Origin of the sequence: Neobacillus drentensis, assembly GCF_021560175.1 — a bacterium.
GTDB classification, from domain to species: domain Bacteria; phylum Bacillota; class Bacilli; order Bacillales; family Cytobacillaceae; genus Neobacillus; species Neobacillus drentensis_A.
Window position 1 is genome coordinate 5,214,366 of the sequence record NZ_CP091110.1, and the last position, 26,106, is coordinate 5,240,471.

At 40.1% G+C, this 26,106-nt stretch carries 28 protein-coding genes; 9 read left to right on the forward strand and 19 right to left on the reverse strand.

The genetic code is table 11. The features are described from left to right. The first annotated feature begins 33 nt into the window (after positions 1-33). Entirely contained in the window at positions 34-447 is a 414-nt protein-coding gene (locus L1999_RS24755) for a MarR family winged helix-turn-helix transcriptional regulator (RefSeq protein ID WP_235740952.1), read from the forward strand. 15 nt (positions 448-462) lie between these two features. Then, positions 463-1,671, forward strand: coding sequence for an MFS transporter (locus L1999_RS24760; RefSeq protein ID WP_235740953.1), 1,209 nt, complete (start codon positions 463-465; stop codon positions 1,669-1,671). Between the two features lie 253 nt (positions 1,672-1,924). Here L1999_RS24760 and L1999_RS24770 read toward each other — a convergent pair whose 3' ends face one another. The 3 genes from L1999_RS24770 to pxpB are packed head-to-tail and all read right to left on the reverse strand — an operon-like array spanning position 1,925 to position 4,357. Beyond that, positions 1,925-2,869 carry a 5-oxoprolinase subunit C family protein gene (locus L1999_RS24770; RefSeq protein ID WP_235740955.1) on the reverse strand — a complete coding sequence of 315 codons (945 nt, stop codon included), beginning with the start codon at positions 2,867-2,869 and terminating at the stop codon, positions 1,925-1,927. Further along, the gene (locus L1999_RS24775; RefSeq protein ID WP_235740956.1) at positions 2,869-3,633 is read right to left on the reverse strand and encodes a LamB/YcsF family protein; all 765 of its coding nucleotides are present in this window, start codon (positions 3,631-3,633) and stop codon (positions 2,869-2,871) included. Before L1999_RS24775 ends, L1999_RS24770 begins: the two co-directional genes overlap by 1 nt. Further along, positions 3,620-4,357, reverse strand: coding sequence for a 5-oxoprolinase subunit PxpB (gene pxpB / locus L1999_RS24780; RefSeq protein ID WP_235740957.1), 738 nt, complete (start codon positions 4,355-4,357; stop codon positions 3,620-3,622). Before pxpB ends, L1999_RS24775 begins: the two co-directional genes overlap by 14 nt. A 607-nt stretch (positions 4,358-4,964) precedes the next feature. Between pxpB and L1999_RS24785 the strand changes: the two genes are divergently transcribed. Together L1999_RS24785 and L1999_RS24790 are read left to right on the forward strand one after the other, a co-directional pair. After that, a complete protein-coding gene (locus L1999_RS24785) occupies positions 4,965-5,528 on the forward strand; it encodes an FAD-dependent oxidoreductase (RefSeq protein ID WP_235740958.1) in 564 nt (187 codons plus the stop codon). 19 nt (positions 5,529-5,547) lie between these two features. Beyond that, on the forward strand, positions 5,548-5,931 hold the full coding sequence (locus tag L1999_RS24790) for a VOC family protein (RefSeq protein ID WP_235740959.1): 384 nt from the start codon (positions 5,548-5,550) through the stop codon (positions 5,929-5,931). 53 nt (positions 5,932-5,984) lie between these two features. Here L1999_RS24790 and L1999_RS24795 read toward each other — a convergent pair whose 3' ends face one another. Continuing rightward, complete coding sequence (locus tag L1999_RS24795) at positions 5,985-6,851, reverse strand: aldose epimerase family protein (protein ID WP_235740960.1); 867 nt, start codon at positions 6,849-6,851, stop codon at positions 5,985-5,987. Positions 6,852-7,055: 204 nt separating this feature from the next. Between L1999_RS24795 and L1999_RS24800 the strand changes: the two genes are divergently transcribed. Continuing rightward, positions 7,056-8,573, forward strand: a complete 1,518-nt coding sequence (locus L1999_RS24800; RefSeq protein WP_235740961.1) for an MDR family MFS transporter — start codon at positions 7,056-7,058, stop codon at positions 8,571-8,573. A 43-nt stretch (positions 8,574-8,616) separates the two neighbouring features. On the opposite strand, the gene L1999_RS24805 is transcribed toward L1999_RS24800, so the two are convergent. The 9 genes from L1999_RS24805 to L1999_RS24845 all read right to left on the reverse strand — a co-directional run bounded on the left by L1999_RS24805 (position 8,617) and on the right by L1999_RS24845 (position 16,164). Then, on the reverse strand, positions 8,617-9,018 hold the full coding sequence (locus tag L1999_RS24805) for a cytosolic protein (protein ID WP_235740962.1): 402 nt from the start codon (positions 9,016-9,018) through the stop codon (positions 8,617-8,619). Between the two features lie 68 nt (positions 9,019-9,086). Beyond that, entirely contained in the window at positions 9,087-9,269 is a 183-nt protein-coding gene (locus L1999_RS24810; RefSeq protein ID WP_235740963.1) for a hypothetical protein, read from the reverse strand. Positions 9,270-9,298: 29 nt separating this feature from the next. Beyond that, entirely contained in the window at positions 9,299-10,474 is a 1,176-nt protein-coding gene (locus L1999_RS24815; RefSeq protein WP_235740964.1) for a trans-sulfuration enzyme family protein, read from the reverse strand. 419 nt (positions 10,475-10,893) lie between these two features. Next, the gene (locus L1999_RS24820) at positions 10,894-11,040 is read right to left on the reverse strand and encodes a hypothetical protein (RefSeq protein ID WP_235740965.1); all 147 of its coding nucleotides are present in this window, start codon (positions 11,038-11,040) and stop codon (positions 10,894-10,896) included. Beyond that, positions 11,037-12,272: a tetratricopeptide repeat protein gene (locus L1999_RS24825; protein ID WP_235740966.1), complete on the reverse strand. Its 1,236-nt coding sequence runs from the start codon at positions 12,270-12,272 to the stop codon at positions 11,037-11,039. Before L1999_RS24825 ends, L1999_RS24820 begins: the two co-directional genes overlap by 4 nt. Before the next feature lie 144 nt (positions 12,273-12,416). Then, positions 12,417-13,667: a S8 family peptidase gene (locus L1999_RS24830; protein ID WP_235740967.1), complete on the reverse strand. Its 1,251-nt coding sequence runs from the start codon at positions 13,665-13,667 to the stop codon at positions 12,417-12,419. A 151-nt stretch (positions 13,668-13,818) separates the two neighbouring features. After that, positions 13,819-14,757, reverse strand: a complete 939-nt coding sequence (locus L1999_RS24835) for a magnesium transporter CorA family protein (RefSeq protein ID WP_235740968.1) — start codon at positions 14,755-14,757, stop codon at positions 13,819-13,821. Positions 14,758-14,979: 222 nt separating this feature from the next. After that, positions 14,980-15,876, reverse strand: coding sequence for a cation diffusion facilitator family transporter (locus tag L1999_RS24840; RefSeq protein WP_275677244.1), 897 nt, complete (start codon positions 15,874-15,876; stop codon positions 14,980-14,982). 150 nt (positions 15,877-16,026) lie between these two features. Further along, the gene (locus tag L1999_RS24845; RefSeq protein ID WP_235740969.1) at positions 16,027-16,164 is read right to left on the reverse strand and encodes a hypothetical protein; all 138 of its coding nucleotides are present in this window, start codon (positions 16,162-16,164) and stop codon (positions 16,027-16,029) included. Between the two features lie 94 nt (positions 16,165-16,258). Between L1999_RS24845 and L1999_RS24850 the strand changes: the two genes are divergently transcribed. After that, a complete protein-coding gene (locus tag L1999_RS24850; RefSeq protein WP_215044455.1) occupies positions 16,259-16,465 on the forward strand; it encodes a YozQ family protein in 207 nt (68 codons plus the stop codon). A gap of 325 nt (positions 16,466-16,790) precedes the next feature. Here L1999_RS24850 and L1999_RS24855 read toward each other — a convergent pair whose 3' ends face one another. Then, on the reverse strand, positions 16,791-17,546 hold the full coding sequence (locus L1999_RS24855) for a yteA family sporulation protein (protein ID WP_235740970.1): 756 nt from the start codon (positions 17,544-17,546) through the stop codon (positions 16,791-16,793). Between the two features lie 228 nt (positions 17,547-17,774). Between L1999_RS24855 and L1999_RS24860 the strand changes: the two genes are divergently transcribed. Together L1999_RS24860 and L1999_RS24865 are read left to right on the forward strand one after the other, a co-directional pair. Further along, positions 17,775-17,936: a hypothetical protein gene (locus L1999_RS24860; RefSeq protein WP_235740971.1), complete on the forward strand. Its 162-nt coding sequence runs from the start codon at positions 17,775-17,777 to the stop codon at positions 17,934-17,936. A gap of 91 nt (positions 17,937-18,027) precedes the next feature. Next, complete coding sequence (locus tag L1999_RS24865; RefSeq protein WP_235740972.1) at positions 18,028-19,401, forward strand: amino acid permease; 1,374 nt, start codon at positions 18,028-18,030, stop codon at positions 19,399-19,401. Positions 19,402-19,440: 39 nt separating this feature from the next. On the opposite strand, the gene L1999_RS24870 is transcribed toward L1999_RS24865, so the two are convergent. The 3 genes from L1999_RS24870 to L1999_RS24880 form a co-directional block, all read right to left on the reverse strand. Beyond that, on the reverse strand, positions 19,441-20,067 hold the full coding sequence (locus L1999_RS24870; RefSeq protein ID WP_235740973.1) for a LysE family transporter: 627 nt from the start codon (positions 20,065-20,067) through the stop codon (positions 19,441-19,443). A 131-nt stretch (positions 20,068-20,198) separates the two neighbouring features. Then, positions 20,199-21,239 carry a glycosyltransferase family 2 protein gene (locus L1999_RS24875; RefSeq protein WP_235740974.1) on the reverse strand — a complete coding sequence of 347 codons (1,041 nt, stop codon included), beginning with the start codon at positions 21,237-21,239 and terminating at the stop codon, positions 20,199-20,201. An 18-nt stretch (positions 21,240-21,257) separates the two neighbouring features. Further along, complete coding sequence (locus L1999_RS24880) at positions 21,258-22,934, reverse strand: DUF6044 family protein (protein ID WP_235740975.1); 1,677 nt, start codon at positions 22,932-22,934, stop codon at positions 21,258-21,260. 184 nt (positions 22,935-23,118) lie between these two features. Between L1999_RS24880 and L1999_RS24885 the strand changes: the two genes are divergently transcribed. Continuing rightward, the gene (locus tag L1999_RS24885; RefSeq protein WP_235740976.1) at positions 23,119-24,105 is read left to right on the forward strand and encodes a potassium channel family protein; all 987 of its coding nucleotides are present in this window, start codon (positions 23,119-23,121) and stop codon (positions 24,103-24,105) included. Here the strand turns inward: L1999_RS24885 and L1999_RS24890 are convergent, their stop codons facing one another. Together L1999_RS24890 and L1999_RS24895 are read right to left on the reverse strand one after the other, a co-directional pair. Then, the gene (locus L1999_RS24890) at positions 24,106-24,516 is read right to left on the reverse strand and encodes a YugN-like family protein (protein WP_235740977.1); all 411 of its coding nucleotides are present in this window, start codon (positions 24,514-24,516) and stop codon (positions 24,106-24,108) included. A 144-nt stretch (positions 24,517-24,660) separates the two neighbouring features. Then, positions 24,661-26,007, reverse strand: a complete 1,347-nt coding sequence (locus L1999_RS24895) for a glucose-6-phosphate isomerase (protein ID WP_235740978.1) — start codon at positions 26,005-26,007, stop codon at positions 24,661-24,663. Positions 26,008-26,106 lie beyond the last annotated feature (99 nt).

A 26,106-nucleotide genomic window follows, 5' to 3' on the forward strand; every position in this document is an offset into this window, starting at 1 on the left:
AGGTAACTAATTTTAAAAACATTGGAGCGAACCATGTCAACCCACGAACTATTCCATACACTTCATCAACTATCGAGACATCTCACCAATAGACTCAATGAAGCACTAAAACCATCAGGATTATACAGTGCCCAGTGGTCTGTGATCTATGTCCTAAAAAATAAAGGATCGCTGACACAAAAAGAAATTTGCGATTACCTATTTGTTGAAGCGCCGCCCATGACAAGAACCATTCAACGTTTAGTGAAACAAGGATATGTGACTCAAGTCCCTGGCAAAGACAAACGCGAAAAACATGTTCAGCTAACAGAATTGGCTGATCAGGAATATTCAAAATGGGAGCATATTGTTAACTCGGTCAACCATGAACTCATGAGAGACTTTCCCATTGAATCTCGAGAACAACTCGTAAAACTCCAAAAAAGCTGGTTACAGCAAATTTTATAAATTGAGGTGCATCAAATGAACAAACCTAAACTATGGACAAAAAACTTTATTAGTATTTCCTTTAGTAATCTTTTTCTATTTTTAACGTTTTACATCTTGCTTGTTACACTTCCCTCTTACGCCCTTGATGAATTACATAGTAGCTCTTCGATGGCAGGCTTGATGACAACGGTCTTTTTACTATCAGCGATTATTTCCCGCCCTCTTGCCGGACAATGGCTTGAACGGGCAGGAAATAAGAAGGTGTTGTTAACAGCACTCATTCTTTTCGCTGCAGCCTCACTTCTTTATTTCTTACCTAAAACCGTTGGTGGTTTCTTAGTGATCCGTCTCTTACATGGGATTGGGTTTGGTATGGCGACAACAGCGGTTGGGACAATTGTGGCAGATATCATTCCTGCTTCCCGTCGTGGTGAAGGAATGGGCTATTTTGCGATGTCAACGAATTTAGCGATGGTTTTTGGCCCGTTTGTCGGGTTACTGGCGATGCAGCAATGGGGTGCTCGTCCATTATTTATTCTAAGTGTGATTGTAGCTTTTTGTTCTTTAATAACAGGGTTAATTGTGAAACATAATACATTTGAAACTCCTGAACAAACGAAAGCTCACTCTTCTTTTTCCGTCAGCAGCCTGTTTGAGGCTTCTGCCGTGCCAATTTCAATCGTTGGCAGCTTTTTGGCAATTGTCTACTCTGCTCTTTTATCATTTGTATCCATTTATGCAAGTGAAATTCACTTAGAGCACATTGCCAGCATGTTCTTTGTTGTCTATGCCATCGTCTTATTAGCGTCAAGACCCTTCACAGGTAAATGGCTGGATCAGCATGGTCCTAATGTGATTAGTTTCCCATGTATCGTTCTTTTCGCGATTGGAATGTTTATTTTGAGTCAAAGTAATGGAGCGGTTACCTTCCTTTTATCAGCAGGATTGATTGGGATCGGCTGGGGTACCCTTTTTCCAACCTTCCAAACGATCGCAATCCAAGATGCAGAACCTCGAAAAAGAGGTTTGGCAACGGCAACGTTTTTATCCATCTATGATACCGGAATTGCGTTAGGTTCATTTATTATTGGGGTCATTGCCTCAAAGATGGATTACAGTACTCTTTATTGCTTCTCTTCGTTTTATATCTTAATTGGATTAGTTCTGTTTTACTTCCTTCATACGAAAAAAAGTGCTTCGGCAAAGGAATCCGTCCAACAAACAAAAGCACAGGAAATTTAAGTTTTTTAACATTGCTCCTCGATTTGTTATATAATGAAATGAACCAAATCAGAGGAGTGGTGATTATGGCAAAGTCAAAAGCCAAAAAGCTTAGAGAAAAACTAGCTCGCGAAGGACAAATGAATCCCGAAGCGAAGAGAAGTCCATTTGTTTTCACGGATATGAGAACAAGAACAACCAAAACCAAAAAAGACCATTTATATCTGTTCAAACACAAGAACCATCAATCCCTCGAAGGAAATGATGGTTCTTTTTATTTTGCCGCCCCCAGCTGCAAATACTTTAATAACCGCAGCCTTTCCAGATAATGCTGTTGTGCTTCCTCTACTGACACCATGGAAAAGTGAAGAATGGTGTCAGGCACCGCTTGAGCAACTTTCGGAATGTCGGCTGAGATTACTGTTCCGATTCTTGTGTAGCCGCCGGTGGTTTGCCGATCGGCGAGGAGGATGATGGGCTGGCCGCTTGCGGGGACTTGGATTCCGCCTAGCGGGATGGGGTCGGAGATGATATCAGGACCGCCGATGTGTTCGAGCTTCGGACCTTTTAGCTGATAGCCCATCCGATTGGCTTGATGGGTCACTACATATTCCTCCGAGCAAAACCGGCGAATACTCTCCTCCGTAAATCGATTCTCATGAGGTCCAATAACGACCCGAATGGTCATTTCTTTTGCATATTGGGGAACCAATTCCGGATGAAGCATTTTGTATGGCTTTCTTATTAAAGGGTTGCCAACTAGTACATCCCCCTTCTGCAATGCCCGTCCCTCAAAGCCGCCAAACTTTCCATTTAATAAGGTGGATTTACTTCCTAACACAAAAGGAACATCAATGCTTCCTCCAATGGCTATATATGCTCGAGCACCTCGGTGACAATGGCCAACTGTAAGGACCTGCCCCTTCCGTAACAGGAAGCTTTTCCACATCGAAACTTCCTCCCCATCCACTTTGGGCGTAAAATTACCGCCGCAAATGGCGATTGCTACATCATTTAATGCCTCGATCTCGGGCCCTATGATAGCTGCCTCGAGTACGGCTTCGCCATTGGGATTTCCAACAAGAATATTTGCCACTTGCATGGAATAGGTGTCCATTGCACCAGATGGACTGATACCATATTGTTGATACCCATATCTGCCTAAATCCTGAACCGTTGTTTGCAGACCGGGTTTCAATACTTTAAAGATAGCCTCCATTAGGTTCGCCAGCTTTTTCTAATCTGAATGTTTTCTTGTTGAAAAGCCTGCTTTAAATTTGAGACAAATTCTAACGCCTGTGGATCATCTCCGTGTACACAAATCGTATCCGCTTGAATCGCTATATCTGAGCCATCAACAGCCTCTACTTTTCCTTCCTTAATCATGCGAATAACTCGAGTGATCGCAAACCCAGAATCATGGATCATCGCATTCGGCTCCCCGCGGGATGTTAATGTCCCATCAGGCTGGTAAGTACGATCGGCAAACACTTCCAGTGCAACCAGCAATCCCCTCTCCATGCCCGCCTTCGCTAATTCACTGCCTGCAAGTGCAAATAAAACAAGTTCAGGGTTAACATCAAATACAGCTTGCGCAATCGACTCAGCCATTTCCCTGCTCCTGGCCGCCATATTATATAAAGCGCCATGCGGCTTTACATGAACAAGGTTCGTTCCGTTAATGTTACAAACAGCATTTAATGCACCGAGTTGATAAATTATGAGATTATAAATCTCTCGAGGTGCCAGCTTCATTTCTCTCCGTCCAAAACCAGCTAGATCAGGAAAGCCGGGATGTGCACCTATTTGGACTCCATATTTTTTGGCACGGCTAACCGTCTCAAACATGACATTGTGGTCACCGCCATGATATCCGCAGGCAATATTCGCAGAGGAGATATGTTTTAAAACTTCCTCATCGTTCCCAATCTTAAAGGCGCCAAAACTTTCCCCCAAATCACAATTCAAATCAATCACAATCATACTTCTTCTCCCTTTTATAAGTTATTAGCTCATAAGTTTTATTAGCAATTAATCGCTGGATTTTTTTATACTCTTTAAAATCTATCGGACGAAATTTGATATAGTTTCCTGCCGAAAAAAGAAACGGTGACGGGCGATTTATGTCAAAGAGAGTAACGGGTGTAATTCCTATGATGCGCCAGCCGGAAGGGACCTTAGTGGGATAAATGCCCGTTTGATCCCCGCCAATTCCAACTGCCCCTGCCTGCACACTTGGCCGTGGATGTTCGAGTCTTGGAACCGCTAGGCTTGGCGGTAGTCCTCCTAAATAAGGAAAGCCTGGAACAAACCCCATCATATAAATCAGATATTCCTGACTTGAATGTAGGCTTACTACCTCTTCTTCGCTTAACTGATGATAGCTGGCCACAAATGGTAAGTCAGGACCTGTTTCCCCACCATAATATACAGGTATTTCATAAACGATAGTCTTTTCTCGCTCAACTTTGTCAGCGTTAGAATAATTACTTTTGAGGATTTTTTCTAAAACGTGATAGCTAATAACCTCTGGTTGATAGTAAATAACAACCGTACAATAGGCAGGCACCCATTCGATAATTCCCTTTATTTTTGATTCTTTAAGACCTGCAATAAATCGCTGGATTTCCCTATGTATCTCCTCATTAATTTGATTCCCAAAAGATACTTGGATAGATAAATCTCCAATTGATTTTATCTCAATCATGGTAATCCCCTATTTTTCGTTTGTTTTTAAGTAATGGTTATGTACATTATAATTATTAAATTAATTTTCTTATAATTGCAATTTTAATTTAAAGTTCACTTTAATAGTGCCCAAATTGTAGAGTATTTCTTTTGATGGAGAAGTATCAAAAAAAAAAGCATCTACTTTTATGCAGATACTTCTCATCGGTAATGCCACTTTTTACTTGAAGGCAATCCAGCTATCCAATGACAAACCAATTCCATTGATTTACTATCAGTATTGTTTTATTTTTTTTTCATGATAAATAATCTTTTTTGTTATATTATTTTTCAAACGATCATCTAGGCAACCATCCAATAACAGTTGATGATAGTTTTTCCTTATTAAATGCCATTTGTAAAGGATCTTAGATATTAACGAAATGATGTCCGCCCCCTATCCTTGATTTCTATATTTTACGATTTGAAAAGCGATTAAACGGGGGTATTAAATGATTTAAATTTTCACCTTAAAGAAACCCTAACTTGTTATGTACGTAAGCCCCTCAAAAATGTAAGCACTTCATTTTACAATCATTTTTAATTACGCTAAGCTAGAATCATTACTAAATATTGGAGGGATTTTGATGTTTGATGTGGTTATTATTGGAGCAGGGGCTGCAGGGGCAAGTGCTGCCTTATTTACAGCTAAAGCTGGGAAGAAAACCTTGATTGTCGACAATGACAAAAGCATGACCAAACGCGCTTGGATTGAAAACCATTATGGTGTTTCTGAAATCACTGGACCAGATTTGATTGATATCGGTAAAAAGCAAGCAACAAAATTTGGGGCAGAAATAGTAGAAGCTACTGTAACCGATGTTCAAAAAAATGAAGAAGGTTTCAAAGTCGTAACCGACCAAAACGAATACCAAGCCAAGCATGTAATTGTGGCAACTGGAGCTTTAACTGCTCTCGCTGAACCTATTGGTCTAAAAACCAAGCCTGGAACGGAACCAAGAATCAAAACTGTTTTGGATGTTGATGCTGCAGGAAAAACCAATATCGATGGTATTTGGGCTGCTGGAACGGTTGCTGGTGTAAGTGTACATACCATCATCACAGCAGGCGACGGCGCAAAAGTAGCAATCAATGTGATTAGTGAAATCAATGGTGAACGTTATGTTGACCATGATGTATTAAAATCTTAATTTATTAAGGAGCATCCAAATGCCTGCAAAGAAAATGGACCATGTTGGCGTATTTGTTAAAGACCTAGATGCATCACTGACATTTTATCAAGAGATTGTTGGTATGGACCTTAAGGATCAGTTTACCATTAATAATGGAGCTTTAACTTTAGCATTCCTTGGCTTCAATGGTTCTGATGAAACTGAATTGGAATTAGTATATGGCGGCAATCCCGATCTTCCAGAGGAAGGGAAAGTCAACCACATCGCTTTTTTAGTTGATGATATTGAAGAGGAATTTAACCGTTTAAAGGGGTTAGATGTTTCATTTATTAGTGAACAAGTCGACACGCTTCCAAACGGGTATCGTAACTTCTTTGTAAACGGTCCTGACGGAGAAAAGGTTGAATTCTTTCAGAGATAATAGTAAAAAACCTCCTTTTTTAAGGAGGTTTTTTAGATATTATCACGTATTCACTATTTGACCGATATGACTAATGATGTATGCAGTGATTTGCCGGGTTCAACCATGACTAATTCTTCTTTACGATTGAGTTCATCGGTCATGGCCATCCATGGTTCTACACAAATAAATTCTTGGCCTTTTTCAGTCCATAACACAATATACTTAAATTCATCCCCATACCTCATTGTAACGGTCTTTTTTTGATCGGAAAGATCAAATGATATCTCCCTTTGGGCTGCATCTAATAGAACAATGGACTCCTTTAGGTCGGTTAAATCCAATGAATCTTGTATTGATTTTTTGCGCATGTCATTATAATCTAAGTAGGTTTTCGCATCCGTTTGATAGATTAAATCCTTATAGCTTGTTTTAAAGTAAGGATGAAATCCAGCATAAATTGGCATGGCATTCTCCGAAATATTTCGATAGACTTGATCAATCCGAAGGTCATTTTTTGTAATGGTATAAGTAAAGATCACTTCAAACTTAAAAGGATATTCTTTCAGTGTGCCATCATTACTAGTTAATCGTAAGGTAATAGAGGCGGTCTTTTCATTCGTACAAGTCTCTACTACTTCCCAGGGATAATTTCTGGCTACCCCATGATTTTTCATTTTATACACCTGACCGTTCCATTCATACTGCCCATTTTCTAATTGTCCTGAAATGGGAAATAGAATCGGTATTCCGCCTCTAATATTCTTTTCTGCATCATAAAGTGTATCTTCATTTAAAAAGAAAATTTCCTCATTTTCAACCCCAAGTCCAGTAATAATTCCTCCCCGTTCAGGAACAACCTTCAGCCAGCTGCCGAACTCGGTATCGAATAATTCATATACACTTAATCCCTTCTCTTGATGAACCTTCACTTGGTACATATCTATGTTCATCCTTTCTAGTATTTAGATAATTTCACTTAAATTTGACAGGTTTTCAGCTAACCTTTTAAAATTACTTTAACCTTCTAATTAATTGCCATTCAACAATTAATCGGATTTATTTAATCCTGAAAATTTTTTGCAAAGGAGAGTACTTTTACCAAAGTCAAGCTACTTCCATTTCGGAATATAAAGGGGATATTTATGATAAAAAAAGATAATAATCTTAAGCTCGTTGTGACGGGACTCTTGCTCGCGATATTAATGTCGGCCATGGATAATACCATCGTGGCAACGGCAATGGGAACCATCGTCTCAGACCTCGGCGGCTTTGACAAATTTGTCTGGGTCACTTCAGCCTACATGGTCGCCGTCATGGCAGGAATGCCGATCTTCGGCAAGCTATCCGATATGTATGGCCGCAAACGTTTCTTTCTTTTTGGGTTAATCGTCTTCCTGATTGGCTCAGCACTTTGTGGAATTGCTCAATCCATTGTTCAGTTAAGTATTTACCGTGCCATTCAAGGAATTGGCGGCGGCGCACTTATGCCAATTGCGTTCACAATTGTATTTGATATTTTCCCGCCGGAAAACCGCGGCAAGATGACCGGTTTGCTCGGTGCTGTTTTTGGCGCCTCCAGTGTCCTTGGACCATTACTTGGTGCCTATATAACGGATTACATTAGCTGGCATTGGGTCTTTTATGTAAACGTTCCAATTGGCATTGTTTCCATTATTTTAATTGTTCGTTTCTATCATGAATCCTTACAGCATTCTAAACAAAAAATTGACTATCTTGGTGCGATTACGCTGGTCATTTCAGTCGTAAGTCTGATGTTTGCTCTCGAATTAGGCGGTAAGGAATATGATTGGGATTCTGTGCAAATCATTAGTTTATTTGCAAGCTTTTTCATCTTTTTTGTGGCCTTCTTCATTGCCGAATTCAAGTCGGCAGAACCCATTTTACCACTTTGGCTTTTTAAACGCCGCTTATTTGCCACATCACAGATCTTGTCGTTCTTATACGGCGGAACCTTTATTATTTTAACTGTGTTTATTCCGATTTTTGTTCAAGCCGTTTATGGGGGAACCGCGAAGAATGCCGGATTAATTTTAACACCGATGATGCTAGGGTCGGTGGCAGGAAGTTCGATTGGAGGGATCTTTTTAACAAAAACGTCTTTCCGTAATTTGATGATCTTATCGATTGTTTCCTATGTAGCTGGTATGTACTTACTTGGAACGATGACGGTTGACACCGCCCGTTATTTACTAACGATTTATATGATTTTGGTTGGTTTTGGAGTCGGCTTTTCCTTCTCCCTTCTGCCCACTGCCTCGATGCACAATTTGGAGCCGCAATACCGGGGAACGGCTAATTCAACTAATTCCTTTTTACGTTCTTTCGGGATGACACTTGGGGTAACCATTTTTGGTACGCTGCAAGGTAATCTGTTTACGGATCAATTAAAGGAAGCCTTTAACGGAATGCAAGGCGGGGGTGGGCAACAATTTCAAATGGGTGACCCCCGACAAATTTTCCAGGCAAGTGAACGGGCAAAAATCCCTGATTTTATTTTAGATAAAATTGTTCATGCTATGTCTTATTCGATCACACACACCTTTATACTAACCTTAATTCCAATTGTGCTTGCAGCGATTACGATTATTTTTATGGGGAACGCCCGCGTCGAAGTCAGCAAGAAACCGGCAAAAGGTTGATAAAAAACAAGCACTGACCTAAAAAGCGGTCAGTGCTTGTTTTTTAAACTTTAAGGTCCTTGCCAGCTTCCACGATATGAAACAATAAGTGGGCAAGATGATGGATTGCGCCATACTCTTGTTCTTCCTCTTCCTCAGCTTCTTCCTCACTGACTTGAAGGTCACTTAAAAATAGTGCCATAAATTCATAGAAGTCTTTCAATTGAAAGGAATAACAGCCGACCGGATCTTCATTGTCATCTTCATATTGCAAGACCATGTAAGAGAGATTCCCATCAATGTCTGCCGCATCAAAAAAGACAAAAAAGCCAATATTGGTATCAAGCTCGAATAATTGTCTTGTCCCGCCCTCGGTTGCTTTATTAAATTCCTCTTGATTTATTTTCTGTATTTGCATGCTGTCTACATTATCTTCTTGGTGAAACCCAACCACAAATGATTCCATAATATCCTCCTTAACCTCTATATAAAGTACAAACACATGTTAGTAGGATACCCAACATGAGATTCATTTCATTCAGAATTATTGTTATCATTACATCGATCTTGGTAATATTCCGTTAAAAGCGGATTTTCTGTTGTGGCGAACCTTGCTGTTTGCAGCGTCATTTCCGGTTCCACACCATATAGTTGTTTCATCGCCTCTTTTTCCCATTCTTCATCTTCAAACAGCCGACGCTGTTTTTCATCGCTCATACCATTCACCTGCTTTCGATTTGAACTCTTTACTTACCTAAGGCCTGCTCTAAATCACGCAGTAAAACATTCACATCCTCGAGACCGACTGCCAGACGAATTGTCCCCGGACTGATATGTTCCTTTAGCAACTTTCCCTCGTTGTTTTTTAGATTAGGGGTAATAACAAGGCTTTCAAACGATCCCCAGGAAACCCCGATTTTAAAGGCCTTGAATCTGTTAATAACCTTTTCCACTTGCTTATAATTTGCTTCTGCTAATTCAATGCTCATCAGACCGCTGTAACCTGTTAACTGTTTTTTTCCCAGCGTATAATCCGGATGGGATTCAAGTGCGGGAAAATTAACCTTGGCCACTTTGGGATGTGATTCCAAATAGGTTGCCACTTTTAACGCATTCTCCTGATGGGACTGCATTCGCAATGGTAATGTTCTTATTCCTCTCAGCAATAACGCTGCTTCAGACGGTGGCATGGCAGCGCCCATTAGCAAGTATTCTTTCGTAAATAAGGTGTTCATAATTTTTTTACTCGTAATTAAAGCCCCGCCTAGGACGTCACTATGGCCGCCAAGATATTTGGAGGCTGAATGGACGACGACATCGATTCCGAGAGTTAGTGGCTTTTGAAATAGTGGCGTTGCCCAAGTATTATCGATAATGGTACGAATCCCGTTTGCCTTGGCCAGCTTACTGACTGCCGCTAGATCAATTAATCGGTAGGTCATATCTGTCGGGCTTTCGAGAAAAATGACTTTGGTGTTGGATTGGATCGCCTGAGATATTTCATCAGTATTAGTAGAATATACAACTGAATGACTTATATGAAACTTTCCTAAATATTTTAGGAGTTCCATCGTCGAGTAATATAAATTACTGACGCAAAGGACATGGTCTCCACTCTGAACACTATTGATAAGGGCCGCGCTGATTGCTGCCATTCCCGATGAAAAGGTCTTGCTTTCTTCCCCACGTTCCAACGCTGCTAATTTTTTTTCCACAATTTCAACCGTAGGATTCGTTCCTCTTCCATACACATAATGGTGTTTTTCTGACTGAACAGCATCCACCAATTCACTCAATGATGGATAGGTAAACAATGTGTTTTGGAATGTGGGGGGAACAACAGCTCCGTGAAAACGATCACGGTCATCCTCATACTGCATACAAATCTGTTTATCTTGCTCAAACTCTTTTACCTGTCTCATTGGGTGGACTCCTAAAAAAGTAACTTTTTGCTTATTTTCTGCCTTCCATAGTCATTCATTCAATGAATAAAAAAATCCCTTGAGAAATAGGGACATTGAAAGATCTTCGGTTCATTAAGAATCTTAAAGTAACAACAAAAAAGGTATAATTCTCTTAATGATGAGAAATTATACCTTTTTTATTAGACTAAGTAAAAGAACCTGTTGATTGGAGCGGAGGGCGGCGAAGACTCCTCGAAAATGCTATCGCATTTTCTTCGTGCGTGGGCGGATTCGAAGATGCAAATTCAAAGTCCTGCGGGAGTACGGGACAGGGGAGACCCCGCAGGCGCTTTAAGCGCCGAGGAGGCTCCCCGGCACGCCCGCGGAAAGCGAAGCCGCCTAGAGCGGAAATCAACAGCCCAATTTAGACAACATTATCATACTGGAGGCAGAATAGGAGGACCTTGTGGCCCTACATAAGCATAGTTATGTGTATGAGATACAGCTTCGCTTTTAACAGCGTGATTGGATGCAAAAAGAACAAGGAACGAAACGGAAAGTAATAGGACAGCCATTTTTTTCATATGATTCCTCCAGTAATTTTATTAAGATAGCTTACTGCTTTGTGAACCATCCCGTTTTCATTGTAATAATCAGCGAGCATTTTATAAAAACGAGTAAGATAGTCGATTTGTTCATGAGTCTCCTCAAAATAAGGAATGACCTTTGCTTCTAAATATTTAAACGCTTTTTGCGTTGAAGCCATATGAAATAAATAAAATTCTGCCAAAAGACGATATTTCTTATTTCCTAACTCTTTCGATAGTGAATAGGCTTCCTGCAAGTATTTTTTTGCTTTTTCAGTAGATTGGAGAGAGAAATAAATTTCACCTATAGAATAAAGGGTAACTAAATAGTGCTGGTTTAAGTTAGACTGAAGAGCCAAACTTTTTTCATAATAAAACAGTGCTTCCCTGTCATTATTCATTTTATGTTGTAAGAAGCCCATGTTATGGTAAATCTGCGGCAGCATTTTTTCTTCCTTTAACAATTCAGCATTCCGGATTAAATGCTGAAAACAGCCTTCTGCTTCCTCGTAAATTTTCGAGTGCGTGTAACTAATACCTAAGAGCATTAACGTATGCAGAATGCGTAAGAAGTTATGCTGGTTCATAAAAATCTGCAGAGCCATCTTTCCGAAATGAATGGCATGTCCTGACTGTTCTAGCGAACTTTTTACAAGTGCCCGGTGATAAAGGAATTCGCCGCTCGTTGCATCATGTTCATTTTCTATGTACAAGGTTTCAAGGATGTCATCGGCGTTTTTATGCTGTCCTTTTAAAATTAAGAATATCGCATTATAGTAGCGAAAAAAATAGCTTTCATGTTGGGAAAATTTTTTCTTTTGCTTAAATAATAAATCCCGTTGCGACTCAGCTTCCCCAATTTGTCTTTTAAATAGGAGATAGCGATATTTCGTTAGCTCCCAAATATAAATATGTTTTGAAAATGGGGTGAGATGTTCTCTATTTTTTAATTTCTGATAGGTCTCATCCACTTCTTTAGTCAGGTAGAAATTTATTTTATTATTTACATCTCTAAGGAGGTGTTTAATTTCTTCTTCCTTTTCTTCCATTTCTTCAAGGCTAATGCTGAGCCGCTCAAGTAAAAGTGCAATCGTTTCTTCGTTTGCTTCTTTTGAATTGTTTTCAATTTTACTTAAATGCGGAACAGAGCATATTCCTTTTGCAAGCTCTGTTTGGGTCATTCCTCGTTGGGTTCGATAGTATTTAATTAGGGCTCCAAATTCCATCATGCCACCAGCTTGCCTTTCTTTTATTACCATTTTACTATATTAAAAAATTCTCTAACAGCCATTTTTATATTATTTTCAAAAAAATGAATTTTTAAAAACTTAAGCAACCACCCGAAAGGCGAGTTCCGGATGGCCTAATACAGTTTACTTCACTCTAGCGAACCCAAAACCTGATGCGTTATCATCACCTGACGCGGAGCTTATGCCCCCTTTTATATCATACAATTTAGCTCTATTTTGCAGTTCTGCACGGATCTGAAAATTAGACCATGTTGGATTTGCAGCCCAAATCTTTGCCGCAAGGCCGGAAATATGCGGGGTTGCCATGGATGTTCCACTAATGGTGTTATAGCCTCCATCCTTCCAAGTAGATTCAATTGCTCTGCCAGGTGCAGAAACCTCCACATCCCGTTCTTGAATGACATAGTCACCATCTGTAACTGAATTACCTCGAGAAGAGAAATCTGCGATCCGATAAGTTCCATTTTCCTGAACATTTTCAAGTGCAGCTACTGCCACAACATTTGATAATGCCCCAGGGTAGCCAATCGTGTTATCGGCAGAGCCATCATTACCGGCCGCTGCTACAATCAGGACACCTTTTCCATAGGCATAGTCCACAGCATCGGAAATTAACGAATCCTTAGTGCTTGATCCCAATGACATTGAAATAATCACCTTTTTCCCCGCTGCTTGATCGGCTACCTTCCGGATAGCAGCTGCAATATCATCGGAATAGCCGCTGCCGCGATCATTTAATACTTTATAGGACCACAGTTTTGCCTCTGGCGCCACCCCGTAAATTCCCGTTCCCGTGCCTCCATTCGCTAACACCGTACCCGAAACATGCGTACCGTGACCATTTCCATCCGAACAACTGTTATCTACCCATGACACCTTTATTTGGGAAAAGTCCTGACATTGTGCCACATTGTTTGATAAGTCGGGATGGTTCCGATTCACCCCTGTATCAAGCACAGCTACGACAATGCCGCTGCCCCCGGAAGTACTAGCAATGGCTGAATCATTATAGATGGCCTGTATTCCCCATGGAGTTCTATCACTAGGGGCTGTCCCTGTAGTTCCGCCCGGTTTTGCTGCTTCCTTTACAACCTCGATATGGACCTCAGGAACTTTTTCAATCGTTAAATTTTTGTTATGGAGCAGAGCCTGATATGCTTCAGCATTGACGGTGGTTGTAAAACCATTAGCATTGAATTCCCAGCGGACACCATAGCTTGCTTTTGCTTTCGTCTTTTCAGAGGCGGGACCTTGAATTAGGACACGGTATGTTTCATTTGAATTCACCTGCTGACCAAATGCCCCTGTTGCAAACAAAGAGACTCCCATGACCACACTCATAATGGTTGCACCTATGGTTTTCTTTTTTCTCATCCAAACTCCCCTTTCTACAATGGTACAGAACAAGTCAATAGCGCTAAAGTATATTCGGACTTGTCTATCAATAGTAGAAAAAAAGTTGGGAAAATTTTTGAAAAAGTGAAAAATCCCAATAAAAAAACCAGCCTTTTAAAAGACTGGTAATCTAGAAATATCTCTTTTTCCAAAAAATGAACGCTGTTAGACTAGTTAAAAATGCCGAAATGATCAGTGGTATGGCATACGAATGGGTAGCGTGCTGAAAAGGGATATCCACATTCATCCCATAAAAGCTTGCGACCATCGTCGGGAAGGATAAGATAATTGTAATCGACGTTAAAAATTTCATGACAATGTTCAAGTTATTAGAAATAATCGAGGCAAAAGCATTCATCATACCGGATAAAATCGAACGGTAGGTTTCCGCCATTTCGATCGCCTGTGTTTTTTCAATAATGACGTCTTCTAATAAATCTTTGTCTTCTTCATACATTTTTAAATAATTGAACCTCAAAATCTTATCAAGGACAACCTTATTCGATTTTAACGAAGTGGTAAAGTAAACTAAACTTTTCTCTAAGGCAAGAAAGGCATAAAGCTCTTTATTTTTTAAAGACTGGTGTATTTCACGTTCTATTTCATTTGTTTTCTTATTAATTTGCTTAAGATAACGAAGGTAATAAGACGAAATCACAAACAGGATTTGCAAGGCAAAGCGTGTTTTTTTAAAGGTAAAAAATTCTTTCACACGATTCTTACGGAATTCTTCGATAATCGGTGAATCCTTTAAGGAAACCGTAATAATATTATCTTCTGTTAAAATGATGCCAATCGGTATGGTTTCATAAACAGCAAGGCCTGATTCATCGTGAACAATATACGGAAAGTCGACGATAATGTAGACTCGGCCGTCATCACGTTCAATCCTCGGACGTTCCTCATCATCCAGCGCATCTTTAATAATATCGACATCCACCTGGGCATCAGTTGAAACCTTATTAATTTCTTCTGCAGTTGGGGCATACATATTCACCCAGCAGCCTTTTGAAACTGCGTCAACCTGTTCAAGAACCCTTGTATCGGTACTTTTGAAAATTTCTAACATGTCAAAACCTCCTCTGATACTTTAGTCGAGGAAGCCAACAACCTTTTGAAGAGTTGATATTCTGATATTCAATTTAATCAATTCTAAAATTATATTGACTTCCCCCCGCCTACTTGGGTCCGGGTCTATGGAATAACTCAAAAATATCAACTCCCTTTTCTTTTATATCCTATCCTATCATAAACCGAAATGCCTCAAAGTACAAAGGAGTTTTTTTAGGAATTATTTGTCTTCAGGAAAATAAGGATTTAGATGGATTAATACTTCACGAATATTATCATTCTGATCCATAAGTGCCCCTTTAATGGATTTGGCTAAATCATGACCCTGTTTAATGGTTTTAGAATGATCGATTGCAATACGAACGTCCACTAATACATAATGGCCATGCTCTCTTGCTCTTACTCGGTCGATCCTTTTTACCTCTGGAAAATTGTTTATCACAGCTATGTATTCCTGTAAAATTTCTGAGTCGATATTCCGCTCTAATAAAATATCAAACGCTTCGGTTAACATTTCTTTTGCTATTTTAAAAATTAAATAAGCCACAAAAACACTGGCAGCCTTATCACCGTAAAGTAATAAGTGAATATCCATCCGACTTCCGATGATGGAAAGAAGAACCCCAATCGCTGCTGCAATAGAGGCAACAATGTCGGCCTTATGATCAAAAGCGATCGCTTCAATGGCTTTACTATGGTTCTCAGTAGCCACTTTTAGGGAACTTCGATATAAGATGATCTTCGTGATAAATGAAAAAAGAGCCACCCACATTGCTAACAGATTTGGTGATTCTACCTTATGAAAGAAACCACTGATTCCTTCGTAAGCCACGTAAATTGCAACTATAAGAAGAAGAATCCCGATGATCTCCGAAACAATAACCTCAGCCTTTCCATGGCCATATGGATGTTCCTTATCGGCCGGTTTATTGGCAATCTTAATCACAAGCAAAACAATCACAGATGCAAAGACATCTGCCGCCGAGTGAATACCATCTGCAAAAACCGCATCACTATGTCCGTACCAGCCAATGACAATCTTCCCGATTGTCAGGATGACATTACTTATCACACTTATCCAGGCTACTTTTTTCGCCAGAGTTTCTCTCAGTACCATTATGAAACCACCTTTAAAATTTAAAGAAACATTCAACTTTAAGTATTAGCAGATTTGCCTAAAAAATCATATCAAAAAGGACCTGGGTGGGTCCAGAGAAAAACTTTTGTGTGATTTAAACAATATTGAATAAGGACAGCAAATATGCCCTTACTCTTCTTCCCCCTCTTTTTCCTGCTGTTGCATCTCCACTTCTTCGACAACAGAAATCCAGTTGATTTGATCATGGAGATAATGGAAGGCCTGATCTAACTCCTCACGTGATGGAAATTCATTTTTTTGTTTCATCGTCATTCCCCTTTCAAAAATTTTTAGGAGTAATAAATGTAAAATAAGAAAAAATACGGTTGTACCATTAATCCAAAAAAGGGAGGTTACAAAGGTGGAACATAAGAAAGCAAACCCTAAAAAAGAACTTGCGGGAAGTTTTTATCATCCAAGCTACTACACTGAAAGCGACGACCTATCCTCTGGCATCGCTACTTCACATGAGCAAGTAAGCGACACTTATGCTGAAGGCGAAATCGGGGCCGTCATTGACGATGTGAATGGAAAGGATATTCCGATCCCAAGAAAAGGTTTTGAATAAGTAGAAAAGCGCAAGGCGCCTGCCTATCGGCGACAAGCACAAGACGAGCCGGCCGAAAGGTTGTTCTTTAACCTTTTGGACGGATTGATCTAAATGTGGAGGCGACTGTTCTGGGACGAATGCATAAGACGCACCCTGTAAGAAGGCGTTTTTGGCCTTCTTCAGGGTGGCTTATGACTTCAGTCCCAAGGAGCCGCAACTGGATAAGCTGTGACCTCGAGCCGATGGCCCCTAGAGCTGGACAATTATCTAAGTCAAAATTTTAATAACTTTTTTTGAAGTAGGAAAACAGCTCTCAATCGAAAGCTGTTTTCTTTTTTCGTCATCATTTATCATCGTCAACATATGGGTCATGTTCAAAAGCAGGCAAATCGCCAAAGCTGGTCATGATTCCTTCTTCATCAAGGGCATCCTCGTATTTTTCATGCTGGGCATTTGGATAAACGGTTATATTCTGTCCATACATATCATTGCCAACAAAGTTTTCATAGTCCTCCACATAGCCAATACTCTCTTCAGATTCATTATAGGTGTCATTATAATGGTCTTTAGGAAAAGCTAAATCAGAAGGTGTATCAGAGGTTCCAAACTCCGCTACTGCCTGCCAGGAATCCTCTGCATCAAAGGCTACATTCTCGTCCGATTCGTCCATATCAAACTTACCAAACGGAGGCATTAGGACTCCCTCTTCGATCGGACGGTCATGTGAGGTTACTTGGTCCGGACTATGCTCAATACAATACGTCGTATTTGGCAAAGCTTCCAATCTTTCCATTGGGATTTCTTTTCCACATACCTCGCACTTTCCGTATGTTCCTTGTTCCATTGCCTCTAGGGCATGGTTGATGTTTCCTAATTGTAATTTATAGTGCTCTAGCAAGGCGTTATCTTTTTCACGCTCATACAGTTCGGTCGCATCATCAGCGGGATGGTTATCGTAGCTGGATAGCTCCCCCATTGATTCGTGATCGTGACCTCGCTCAAATCCCAAATGGTCGTTCTGGTCTAATCGTTCCTCCACATCACTTTTTTCCTTTAACAATTGTAACCTTAACTCCGCTAACTGCTGTGTTGATAACATGTGAAAAACCCCTTTCACTAAACGCAATTTCACCATCTATTTACCCATCAACGTTTTTATTTAATCGTTCCTTTCTATTTTCATTTTTTTTATGGTTGTTTATGTAATGAAAATTTAATTCCAGTAAATTTCCCATTTGTTTTTTGAAGGATCCATCGAATAAGTTTCAGGTGGTCGTGTATCTTAAGAATGATAAAGCAAAAATGAAGAGAAAAGAGGAGATTTAGTGTGGTTAATGAAAACTTTGATCAATTTAGGAAGGTTGAGCTTAAACATCAGGGAAAATATCTGGGAAGCGATAAAAATCAACAGCCTGGTCTAAATGATCGTGAATATAATAATCAATCGAATACAGATAAATCACCAGGTGCGACAGGTCGTGACCTATAAATAGCTACCCTCTCAGCAGGAACAATAAGGCTGTGAAGATCATTCTTTAGCCTTATTAACAGCGGCTATGATCGATGCAAAGGAGAATATAATGAGTAAATCCAAATCAGGTGCAAAAGAAAAAAACAATATGAAATGGTGGCAGCTATCCCTATTTGGAGTCGGCTGTACGATTGGAACAGGCTTCTTCCTTGGCTCTGGGCTTGCCATTAAAATGGCAGGACCCGCTATTTTACTTGCGTTTTTAATGGCTGCGCTTGGTACTTACTTTGTTTATGATGCCTTGTCTAAAATGACCGCGAAAGAGCCCCTAAAAGGCGGTTTCAGGTCCTATGCCAAGAAGGCCTATGGGCGGTGGGCCGGGTTTAGCAGCGGCTGGGTCTATTGGTCGTCAGAAGTGCTGATTATGGGTAGTCAATTGACCGCACTGTCCATCTTTTCACGCTTCTGGTTTCCGAACATTCCATTATGGATATTTACCGCAATCTATGCGATTTTGGGCTTAACGATTATTTTAATTGGAGTGAAAGTGTTAAACAGGCTCGAAAATATTTTAGCCGTCTTAAAAATTTCAGCGATTACCATGTTTATTGTGATTGCTTTATTAGCTCTTTTTGGAGTTATTGAGGGCAATCGTCCGATCCAGTTTCCGAATAGCAGTAATGAATTGATCCCGCATGGGACGATCGGTTTATGGTCTGCTGTTATTTTTGCCTTTTATGCTTTTGGCGGAATTGAAATCTTAGGTTTAATGGCCACACAACTTAAAGATCCAAGTGAAGCACCGAAGGCAGGAAAAGTCATGCTGTTTACACTCATGATTATTTATGTATTATCGATTGGCTTGGCGGTCATTATTTGTTCCTGGAATCAATTCAATACAAAGGAAAGTACCTTTGTCGTTGCGTTAAATGCATATCATCTGCCTTTTATCCCTCATTTCTTTAATGCTACGCTTATTATTGCCGGTTTTTCTACCATGACAGCCTCGTTATATGGGGTCACAAGCGTGCTGGAAACCTTGGGTGAAGAAGAAGACGCTCCTGCTTGTTTTGCTAAAAAAGGAAAGCTTAAGGTGCCATTATGGACTTTAATCATTACCATGCTTGGAATCACGGCATCGATTGTCTCGGCCCTGGTACTTCCGGATAAAATTTATGAGTGGGTTACAACGGCGGCAGGATTAATGCTTCTATATAATTGGCTTTTTATTCTGGCATCCTCTCGAAAAATTTTAGATTTAAAGCGCAAGGAAAAAATCATGTATACCATAGGCGCTCTCTTCATCTTGGTTGCAGTTAGCGGAACTTTATTTCATGATACGAGCAGACCAGGCTTCTTTATTAGTTTAGCCTTTATCGGGGTGATCGGAATTATCACCCTCATCTTGAGTTTCAAATGGAAAAAGGAAAAGAAGAAGGAAAAAAGCAAGAGTAAGGTACTTAAACCTTGGCCTACGGCATGAGATATAAAAAAGTCAGCTATTCTAAAGCTGACTTTTTTGTTACCCAAACATATTATGAAACGCCTGCATGCCAAAATAAATACCGAAACCAACCAAGGAAATTCCCGATAGACAAGATATACCCACTAGTAAGTGGGAAGTTAAAAATTTGCGAGCGCTGCTGGCTACACCTGCCATCATGATATCCCAGGTTAATAGGCCGATAAAAATGGCACTGCTATAAAGAATTAATTGGCTGGTATCATAGGTAGCCGCGGTTTTCGCAAGGACTGATCCATAAATCCCTAACCAGAAAAGGATGGTTAATGGATTGGAAATGGACATTAAAAAACCGGAAAAGAACGATTTATAAAGCGGTTCTTTCCCTCTGGCATTCTGCAAATTGATTTTCCCGGCATTCATAAATGTTTCAATTCCTGTATACATTAGCACAAAGCAGCCAAAGAACCACAGGAAGGTTTGCATAAAGGCGGTTTCTAGGAATTGAACCACTCCTACGTAAACGACAAGCATATAGATCCCATCTGCTAAGACAGCTCCAACTCCAATCAGCCACGAGTGCATAAAGCCATTTCGAATTCCACGATCTATTTGGGCCGCATTAATCGGCCCAATTGGAGCGGCTAGCGATAATCCCAAAAGTATGTAACTTAAAAATACATTCATTAATACCTCTCCCCCCAAAGCAATGGATAGATGCCTGTCTATCCATGTTTATTCAGCAGGAGAGGGTTGTACAACTAAAAAAAGAAAAAAAGAGCTTCCCCTTAATCTCTAAGGGAAGCCCTGTGGAAAATTCACTGATTGGTTTCTGATACCTTTCTTAAATCAAAACTAAATCCTCCCTCTTCCCCAGTCTGATGAAGTAAGTGGTGCCTAGGCTTTGGTACCGAATAGGAATCAATTTCTACAATATATTTAGGCCTTTGCTTGGTTTCCTTATAGATTTTCCCAACATATTCACCAATTAAGCCGATCGCAATCAATTGAAGGCCGCCAATTAACCAAATGGAGGTAATTAAGGACGTCCATCCAGTTAAGGTTGTACCAAAAAATTTAAGGAATAAGAAATATCCGCCAAACAGCAAACTCATAAAAAACGAAACAAATCCTGTTAGTAAAACAAAACGAATCGGGGAAATAGAAAAAGATGTAATGCCGTCGAAGGCAAAGCCGATCATTTTTTTGAAAGGGTATTTTGTTTCTCCCGCCTGTCTTTCTAAACGGTCATAATAAACAACATCCGAGCGAAAACCTAGCAGGGGAACAATGCCTCTTAAAAATAAATTTACCTCATTGAACCGTTCAAGTTCCTGCAGGGCACGTTTGCTTAACAGCCGGAAATCGGCATGATTATAGACGAGATCGACTCCCATTTTTTTCATTAGTTTGTAAAACCCTTGTGCGCTGCTTCGTTTAAAGAGTGTATCCGTCTCCCGCCCTTTGCGGACGCCATAAACAATTTCGAAGCCCTGATGGAACTTGACGATAAATTCACGAATGACCCGGATATCATCCTGAAGGTCAGCATCAATCGAAATAACACAATCCGAATGCTCCTTCGCGGTAAATAGCCCCGCCAGTAGAGCATTTTGATGGCCCACATTCCGTGATAACTTTAGGCCGCGGACAAAATTATTCCGCAGCCCCTCCTTATAAATCAGCTCCCATGTGCGATCCTTACTACCATCATCAACCAGTAAGATTTTACTTTGCGTCGAGATAAGTGCATCAGCGATTAACTCTTTTAACTGTCCCTCGAGCTGCCTTATGGTTTCTGGCAAAACCTCTTGTTCGTTATAACATGGTACAACAATTGTAAGGACTGGTTCTATCATTTGTACTACCCCCGCTGTCTACATTGTTTTGTATAAATAAATCTTCCAAGCTGCATTTTTTGAAGAAAACACCTTTTCAAGGAAAAGCTTGTTCTGCTGGGCGTTGTCAATCGGAATCGCCGAGAAGATATAACGGCCGCCCATCTCTTTGAAGACTTCTGTATTTAGCTGAAGATTTTTTAAGTGCCTTTTTGAATCTTTTTTGATCATGTATCTTTTCCCAAGCTGGGCTGTAAAAAGATAGCAGCGTCCGCCCCACTTGTCATAGTATTTTTGGATCGTTTTATTTTTTTCTAATTCCTTTGCAATGATTTTCCTAAATTGATGTTTATAGCTTAATGGATAAAAATTATTATAGGTATCAATGGTGTAGAAGCCATTAAATTGTGAAACAGCCGGATGGATCCCGATACTGGCGACGCGATATTCTTCCGGGTTATCGCCGATATAATCCTTTATCTCGGTAAACAAGTCTTCTGCAAAAAACTCCTTAACCGTTGGCTTTTCCCGATAAATAATTTCATCATTTAATAATCCTAAAAAAGCAATTTGAGAAATGACCAGCCATTTCGCTAATTTCACCCCATCAAGGCCGTGTCCGGCAATAATTTTTAAGGCGAGGGCAAAGCTTGCATAAATCACCATCGGTCTTAAAAAATGGTAGCGGGCAAAATTAAAGGTATCCATAAAGTGAAAGACCTTTGTTAACGGCAGCCAGCCCTCATAAAACCAAAAGGCATACCACAACGACAGAACGATATTCAATCCAAATAAAAAGACATACAGCTTTTCCTGCTCCCAAAGTTTTTTGGTCACGACAATGTACATCGCCATAAAGGTTGCTGGCAAAATAATGAGGGTATGGACGGTCATGACATGGGTGTGTCCAAGTACGTAGTTTTTTACAAAAAGCCTAACGGCTCTCCAAAATGGAAGATGCGCATGGAAGTATTCATCCCGGCTATTAGGTTCGGAGGAAAACATAAACGAATAAATCAGTCGGTACTCCACCAGCATAAAAATTCCCGTCATATAACCAATCGCAAATAAAAAACGCAGGTTCCATCCCTTTCCCCGAAAACAATCCCACAGCCAGAACACGCCCATCGCGCTAAGAAAAAAGAAAAACCCTAATACTATGCTTGCATATAAAGGAATTAAGGTAAGGACAAGATAGTCCTTCCATGTATCTTGGTGCTTACGAATATTCAGAAATGCCCAAAGGGCTAATGGCATCCCTAATGTGCTCAGCATCCCTGACGGCCAAAAAGGAGTTAGAGCAAACGCAAGAGCACTGCCAACTTTGATGACAAGCCATTTTTGATCAGGCATGAAATGGTCTTTTAGCAATAAATACATCCCAAAGAAAGCCACGACCCTTGTGAGTGCTTGGCTTAATCCGTAGGCAATCATTGTCGGAAAAAGAGTATATAACCAAACAATCACACTGTATTCCGTACCAAATGCATTTCTCGATAATTGTCCGTTGATAATTTGCGGAATGACGGCATTCACGCTGCCAAACATTTCTCCACTTCTTGCTAATACCTTATACCAGGCTAAATTGGAATCCAGATTATCATGAACCCGGATATGGGCATTTTCCTGCAAAATGAATAACGGAGAGAGATAGACCGCAATCACAATTAAAGCGAAAAGGATTAAGCTGCGCTCCTTTTTCGTTTCAATAACCACTCTTTAACACCCCTATATTCGAGAAGTTCTTCCATTTTAAAATTTACTGATAGGTTGGAAATTATTCCAAAAAAGCAAAAAACCCCCCATTTTTTTAGGATGATCCACGTGTCTTATGTGCTAAAAGATTATGAGTTTTGCTTCTTTTGACCATAATAGTTAGTACAGAAACGAGGTGCCAGTTATGCCAAATAGAGTATATATAGGCTTTTTACGCTTGCCGCTTCTAGTCCGTATCCTAATGATGGCTTTATTGGTGTTTCTATCATTCGGGATTTCCATACATTTTTTAGAACCTGACACCTTTCCAACGATCTTTGATGGGATCTGGTGGGCGATTATTACAGCATCTACTGTTGGATATGGAGATTATGTACCACATTCATTTTTTGGCAGATTAACGGCCTTACTATTAATCCTATTTGGGGTAGCTTTTGTCTCCTCTTATTTTGGGACATTAGCTGCTGCGGCTGTCACCAAACAAGATGCCCTTTCTGAGGGAAAAATTGCTTTTAAAGGAACCGGTCATATCATCATCATCGGCTGGAATGAGCGCTCAAAAGAATTAATCCACAAACTTACTAGTGAAAATAAACAACAAATGATCATCTTAATTGATGAAACACTCGAAGCAAATCCTGTTAAATCAAGATACGTCCATTTTATCCAAGGGAAAGGCCATGTAGATGATACGATTGTAAAAAGTGATATTATAAATGCGGAAAAAGTACTCATTACGGCTGACCGGGGCAACGATGAACTTCAAGCCGATATGAACAGCATCTTAACATTACTGACCATTAAGGGCTTATGCCCGCAAGTAAAATGTATTATTGAAATTTTGACTGCTGAACAAGTTGTGAATGCAAAGCGGGCTGGAGCAGATGAGGTCATTCAGTCTAATAAGCTAACAAGTGTCTTCATGATTAATAGCCTTCATTCTAAAGGGGACGGACTATTGTTGAATGTGATTAACCAGCTGCAGGAAAGCAGGCTCTTTACTAATCCTGTCAAAACAGCGGATATCGGGAGGAGTTTCCGGGAAATAGGAATGAATCAGATGGAGGATGGCTTATTATTAATCGGAGTAAAAAGGGGGGATGAAACGATTCTTAATCCCCCGCACTCATTTGAAATTAAAGAACATGACCAATTATTGTTATTCAAGTAGTTATTCGCTGGATAAAAGGACGTTTTCTAATTCGGCCACTAATCTTTTTCCTCTATCGACATTTTGAGCAGGAATGTCTGCATCTTTATCAATAGGTGCTTGAAATTGATTTAAGGAAGCTGAAAAATTACCAGTGTCACCGTGCTCATCAATGCCATATTCGTATTGATGGCCCAGAAGAAAGGGCCGGCCCATCTCGACGGTACAGCCTCTTGTATCCAGTTCGCCATCGACCGCCGTAAATGGCACCCTTAGAAACTGATAACTTTCTTCGTCATTGAGTTTATAGTCGAATGCTCCATGGTCATAATCCCAATTACCGCCAATCGTATAGCCGATTGGTTTTAATTTTTGCTCGAGCTTGTACAGGTCAAATTGTTTTCCTTCGACTTTGGATTGTATTTCTAGCATAATAACTTCCCCCCTTTTGGATAGCGTTAGTTTCCCCAAACAAAAGAGTGCTGATGCAAAATGGCATCAGCACTCTTTGTTAAATTTATCTCACGTACTTTTAGAATTTTCTAGCACCAGCGCCAAGCGCATCCGCTTTTCTGATTATAAACGTTTTTCAAGTTCTGCTTTCTTTTCTTCAAAGCCTGGTTTGCCTAATAGTGCAAACATATTGACCTTGTAAGCTTCAACACCTGGCTGGTCAAATGGATTCACACCTAGAAGGTATCCGCTCATCGCGACTGCTTTTTCAAAGAAATAAACAAGGTAGCCAAAAGAATATTCATCCATTGCAGGGATGGTGACAATTAGGTTTGGCACACCGCCATCTGTGTGGGCAAGCATGGTTCCTTCAAAAGCTTTGTTGTTCACAAAGTCGATGGTTTTTCCTTCTAAATAGTTAAGACCATCCAAATCATTTTCAAAGGCTTCAATCGTTAGCTCATGACGAGGCTTGTCTACTTTCACAATCGTTTCGAATAGATCACGTCGTCCTTCTTGAACATATTGTCCTAATGAGTGAAGGTCTGTTGAGTAGTTGGCTGAAGATGGGTAAATCCCTTTTTGGTCTTTCCCTTCACTTTCACCAAACAATTGCTTCCACCATTCATTAAAATACTGTAAACCTGGTTCATAGTTAATCAGCATTTCAATTGTTTTGCCTTTATTGTAAAGAATATTTCTTACAGCCGCATATTGGTAGGCTGGATTTTCTTCTAGTTCAGAATGACTGAAATCATTTTGTGCTTGACGAGCACCTTCCATCATCTTGTCAATATCTGCACCAGCTACTGCAATTGGCAATAGACCTACAGCTGTTAAAACAGAATAGCGTCCGCCGACATCATCCGGAATTACAAAGGATTCGTAGCCTTCTTCATTTGCCAATGTTTTAAGCGCGCCTCTTGCTTTGTCAGTAGTTGCGTAGATGCGTTTACGAGCTTCCTCTACACCGTATTTCTCTTCTAGAATCTTACGGAAGATACGGAAAGCAATGGCTGGCTCTGTAGTGGTTCCTGATTTTGAGATGACGTTAATAGAAAAATCTTTACCATCAAGCAGGTCGATTACATCGTGCATATAAGTTGAGCTAATGCTGTTTCCAACAAAGATGATCTGTGGATTGCTGCGTTTTTCCTTTGGTAGTGCGTTGTAAAAGCTGTGAGAAAGCATATCAATCGCTGCTCTTGCACCAAGATATGATCCGCCAATACCGATTACAAGCAGAACATCTGAATCTGATTTAATCTTCTCTGCTGATTTCTGAATCCGTGAGAATTCTTCTTTATCATAGTTTGTTGGAAGCTCAATCCAGCCTCTAAAGTCACTTCCAGCTCCTGTTCCCTCATGCAGGGAATGATGGGCCACCTTGACCGCATCGCGTAAATATGTAATTTCATGTTCTCCAAAAAAGGAGAGGGCCTTCGAGTAATCAAAACGAACGTGTGTCATGTAGTGATCCTCCATTATTTTATTTTCAGTTATCACTTTACCTAAGCTTGGGTAAATAATCAAGAAACCCAAGCATATGAAAACGTAACCATTTTCGAC

Bases quoted from the DNA above. Each gene is read 5' to 3' on its own strand.
- L1999_RS24755 (WP_235740952.1), top strand. From the start codon at position 34: ATGTCAACCCACGAACTATTCCATACACTTCATCAACTATCGAGACAT.
- L1999_RS24760 (WP_235740953.1), top strand. From the start codon at position 463: ATGAACAAACCTAAACTATGGACAAAAAACTTTATTAGTATTTCCTTT.
- L1999_RS24770 (WP_235740955.1), bottom strand. From the start codon at position 2,869: ATGGAGGCTATCTTTAAAGTATTGAAACCCGGTCTGCAAACAACGGTT.
- L1999_RS24775 (WP_235740956.1), bottom strand. From the start codon at position 3,633: ATGATTGTGATTGATTTGAATTGTGATTTGGGGGAAAGTTTTGGCGCC.
- pxpB (WP_235740957.1), bottom strand. From the start codon at position 4,357: ATGATTGAGATAAAATCAATTGGAGATTTATCTATCCAAGTATCTTTT.
- L1999_RS24785 (WP_235740958.1), top strand. From the start codon at position 4,965: ATGTTTGATGTGGTTATTATTGGAGCAGGGGCTGCAGGGGCAAGTGCT.
- L1999_RS24790 (WP_235740959.1), top strand. From the start codon at position 5,548: ATGCCTGCAAAGAAAATGGACCATGTTGGCGTATTTGTTAAAGACCTA.
- L1999_RS24795 (WP_235740960.1), bottom strand. From the start codon at position 6,851: ATGTACCAAGTGAAGGTTCATCAAGAGAAGGGATTAAGTGTATATGAA.
- L1999_RS24800 (WP_235740961.1), top strand. From the start codon at position 7,056: ATGATAAAAAAAGATAATAATCTTAAGCTCGTTGTGACGGGACTCTTG.
- L1999_RS24805 (WP_235740962.1), bottom strand. From the start codon at position 9,018: ATGGAATCATTTGTGGTTGGGTTTCACCAAGAAGATAATGTAGACAGC.
- L1999_RS24810 (WP_235740963.1), bottom strand. From the start codon at position 9,269: ATGAGCGATGAAAAACAGCGTCGGCTGTTTGAAGATGAAGAATGGGAA.
- L1999_RS24815 (WP_235740964.1), bottom strand. From the start codon at position 10,474: ATGAGACAGGTAAAAGAGTTTGAGCAAGATAAACAGATTTGTATGCAG.
- L1999_RS24820 (WP_235740965.1), bottom strand. From the start codon at position 11,040: ATGAAAAAAATGGCTGTCCTATTACTTTCCGTTTCGTTCCTTGTTCTT.
- L1999_RS24825 (WP_235740966.1), bottom strand. From the start codon at position 12,272: ATGATGGAATTTGGAGCCCTAATTAAATACTATCGAACCCAACGAGGA.
- L1999_RS24830 (WP_235740967.1), bottom strand. From the start codon at position 13,667: ATGAGAAAAAAGAAAACCATAGGTGCAACCATTATGAGTGTGGTCATG.
- L1999_RS24835 (WP_235740968.1), bottom strand. From the start codon at position 14,757: ATGTTAGAAATTTTCAAAAGTACCGATACAAGGGTTCTTGAACAGGTT.
- L1999_RS24840 (WP_275677244.1), bottom strand. From the start codon at position 15,876: ATGGTACTGAGAGAAACTCTGGCGAAAAAAGTAGCCTGGATAAGTGTG.
- L1999_RS24845 (WP_235740969.1), bottom strand. From the start codon at position 16,164: ATGAAACAAAAAAATGAATTTCCATCACGTGAGGAGTTAGATCAGGCC.
- L1999_RS24855 (WP_235740970.1), bottom strand. From the start codon at position 17,546: ATGTTATCAACACAGCAGTTAGCGGAGTTAAGGTTACAATTGTTAAAG.
- L1999_RS24865 (WP_235740972.1), top strand. From the start codon at position 18,028: ATGAGTAAATCCAAATCAGGTGCAAAAGAAAAAAACAATATGAAATGG.
- L1999_RS24870 (WP_235740973.1), bottom strand. From the start codon at position 20,067: ATGAATGTATTTTTAAGTTACATACTTTTGGGATTATCGCTAGCCGCT.
- L1999_RS24875 (WP_235740974.1), bottom strand. From the start codon at position 21,239: ATGATAGAACCAGTCCTTACAATTGTTGTACCATGTTATAACGAACAA.
- L1999_RS24885 (WP_235740976.1), top strand. From the start codon at position 23,119: ATGCCAAATAGAGTATATATAGGCTTTTTACGCTTGCCGCTTCTAGTC.
- L1999_RS24890 (WP_235740977.1), bottom strand. From the start codon at position 24,516: ATGCTAGAAATACAATCCAAAGTCGAAGGAAAACAATTTGACCTGTAC.
- L1999_RS24895 (WP_235740978.1), bottom strand. From the start codon at position 26,007: ATGACACACGTTCGTTTTGATTACTCGAAGGCCCTCTCCTTTTTTGGA.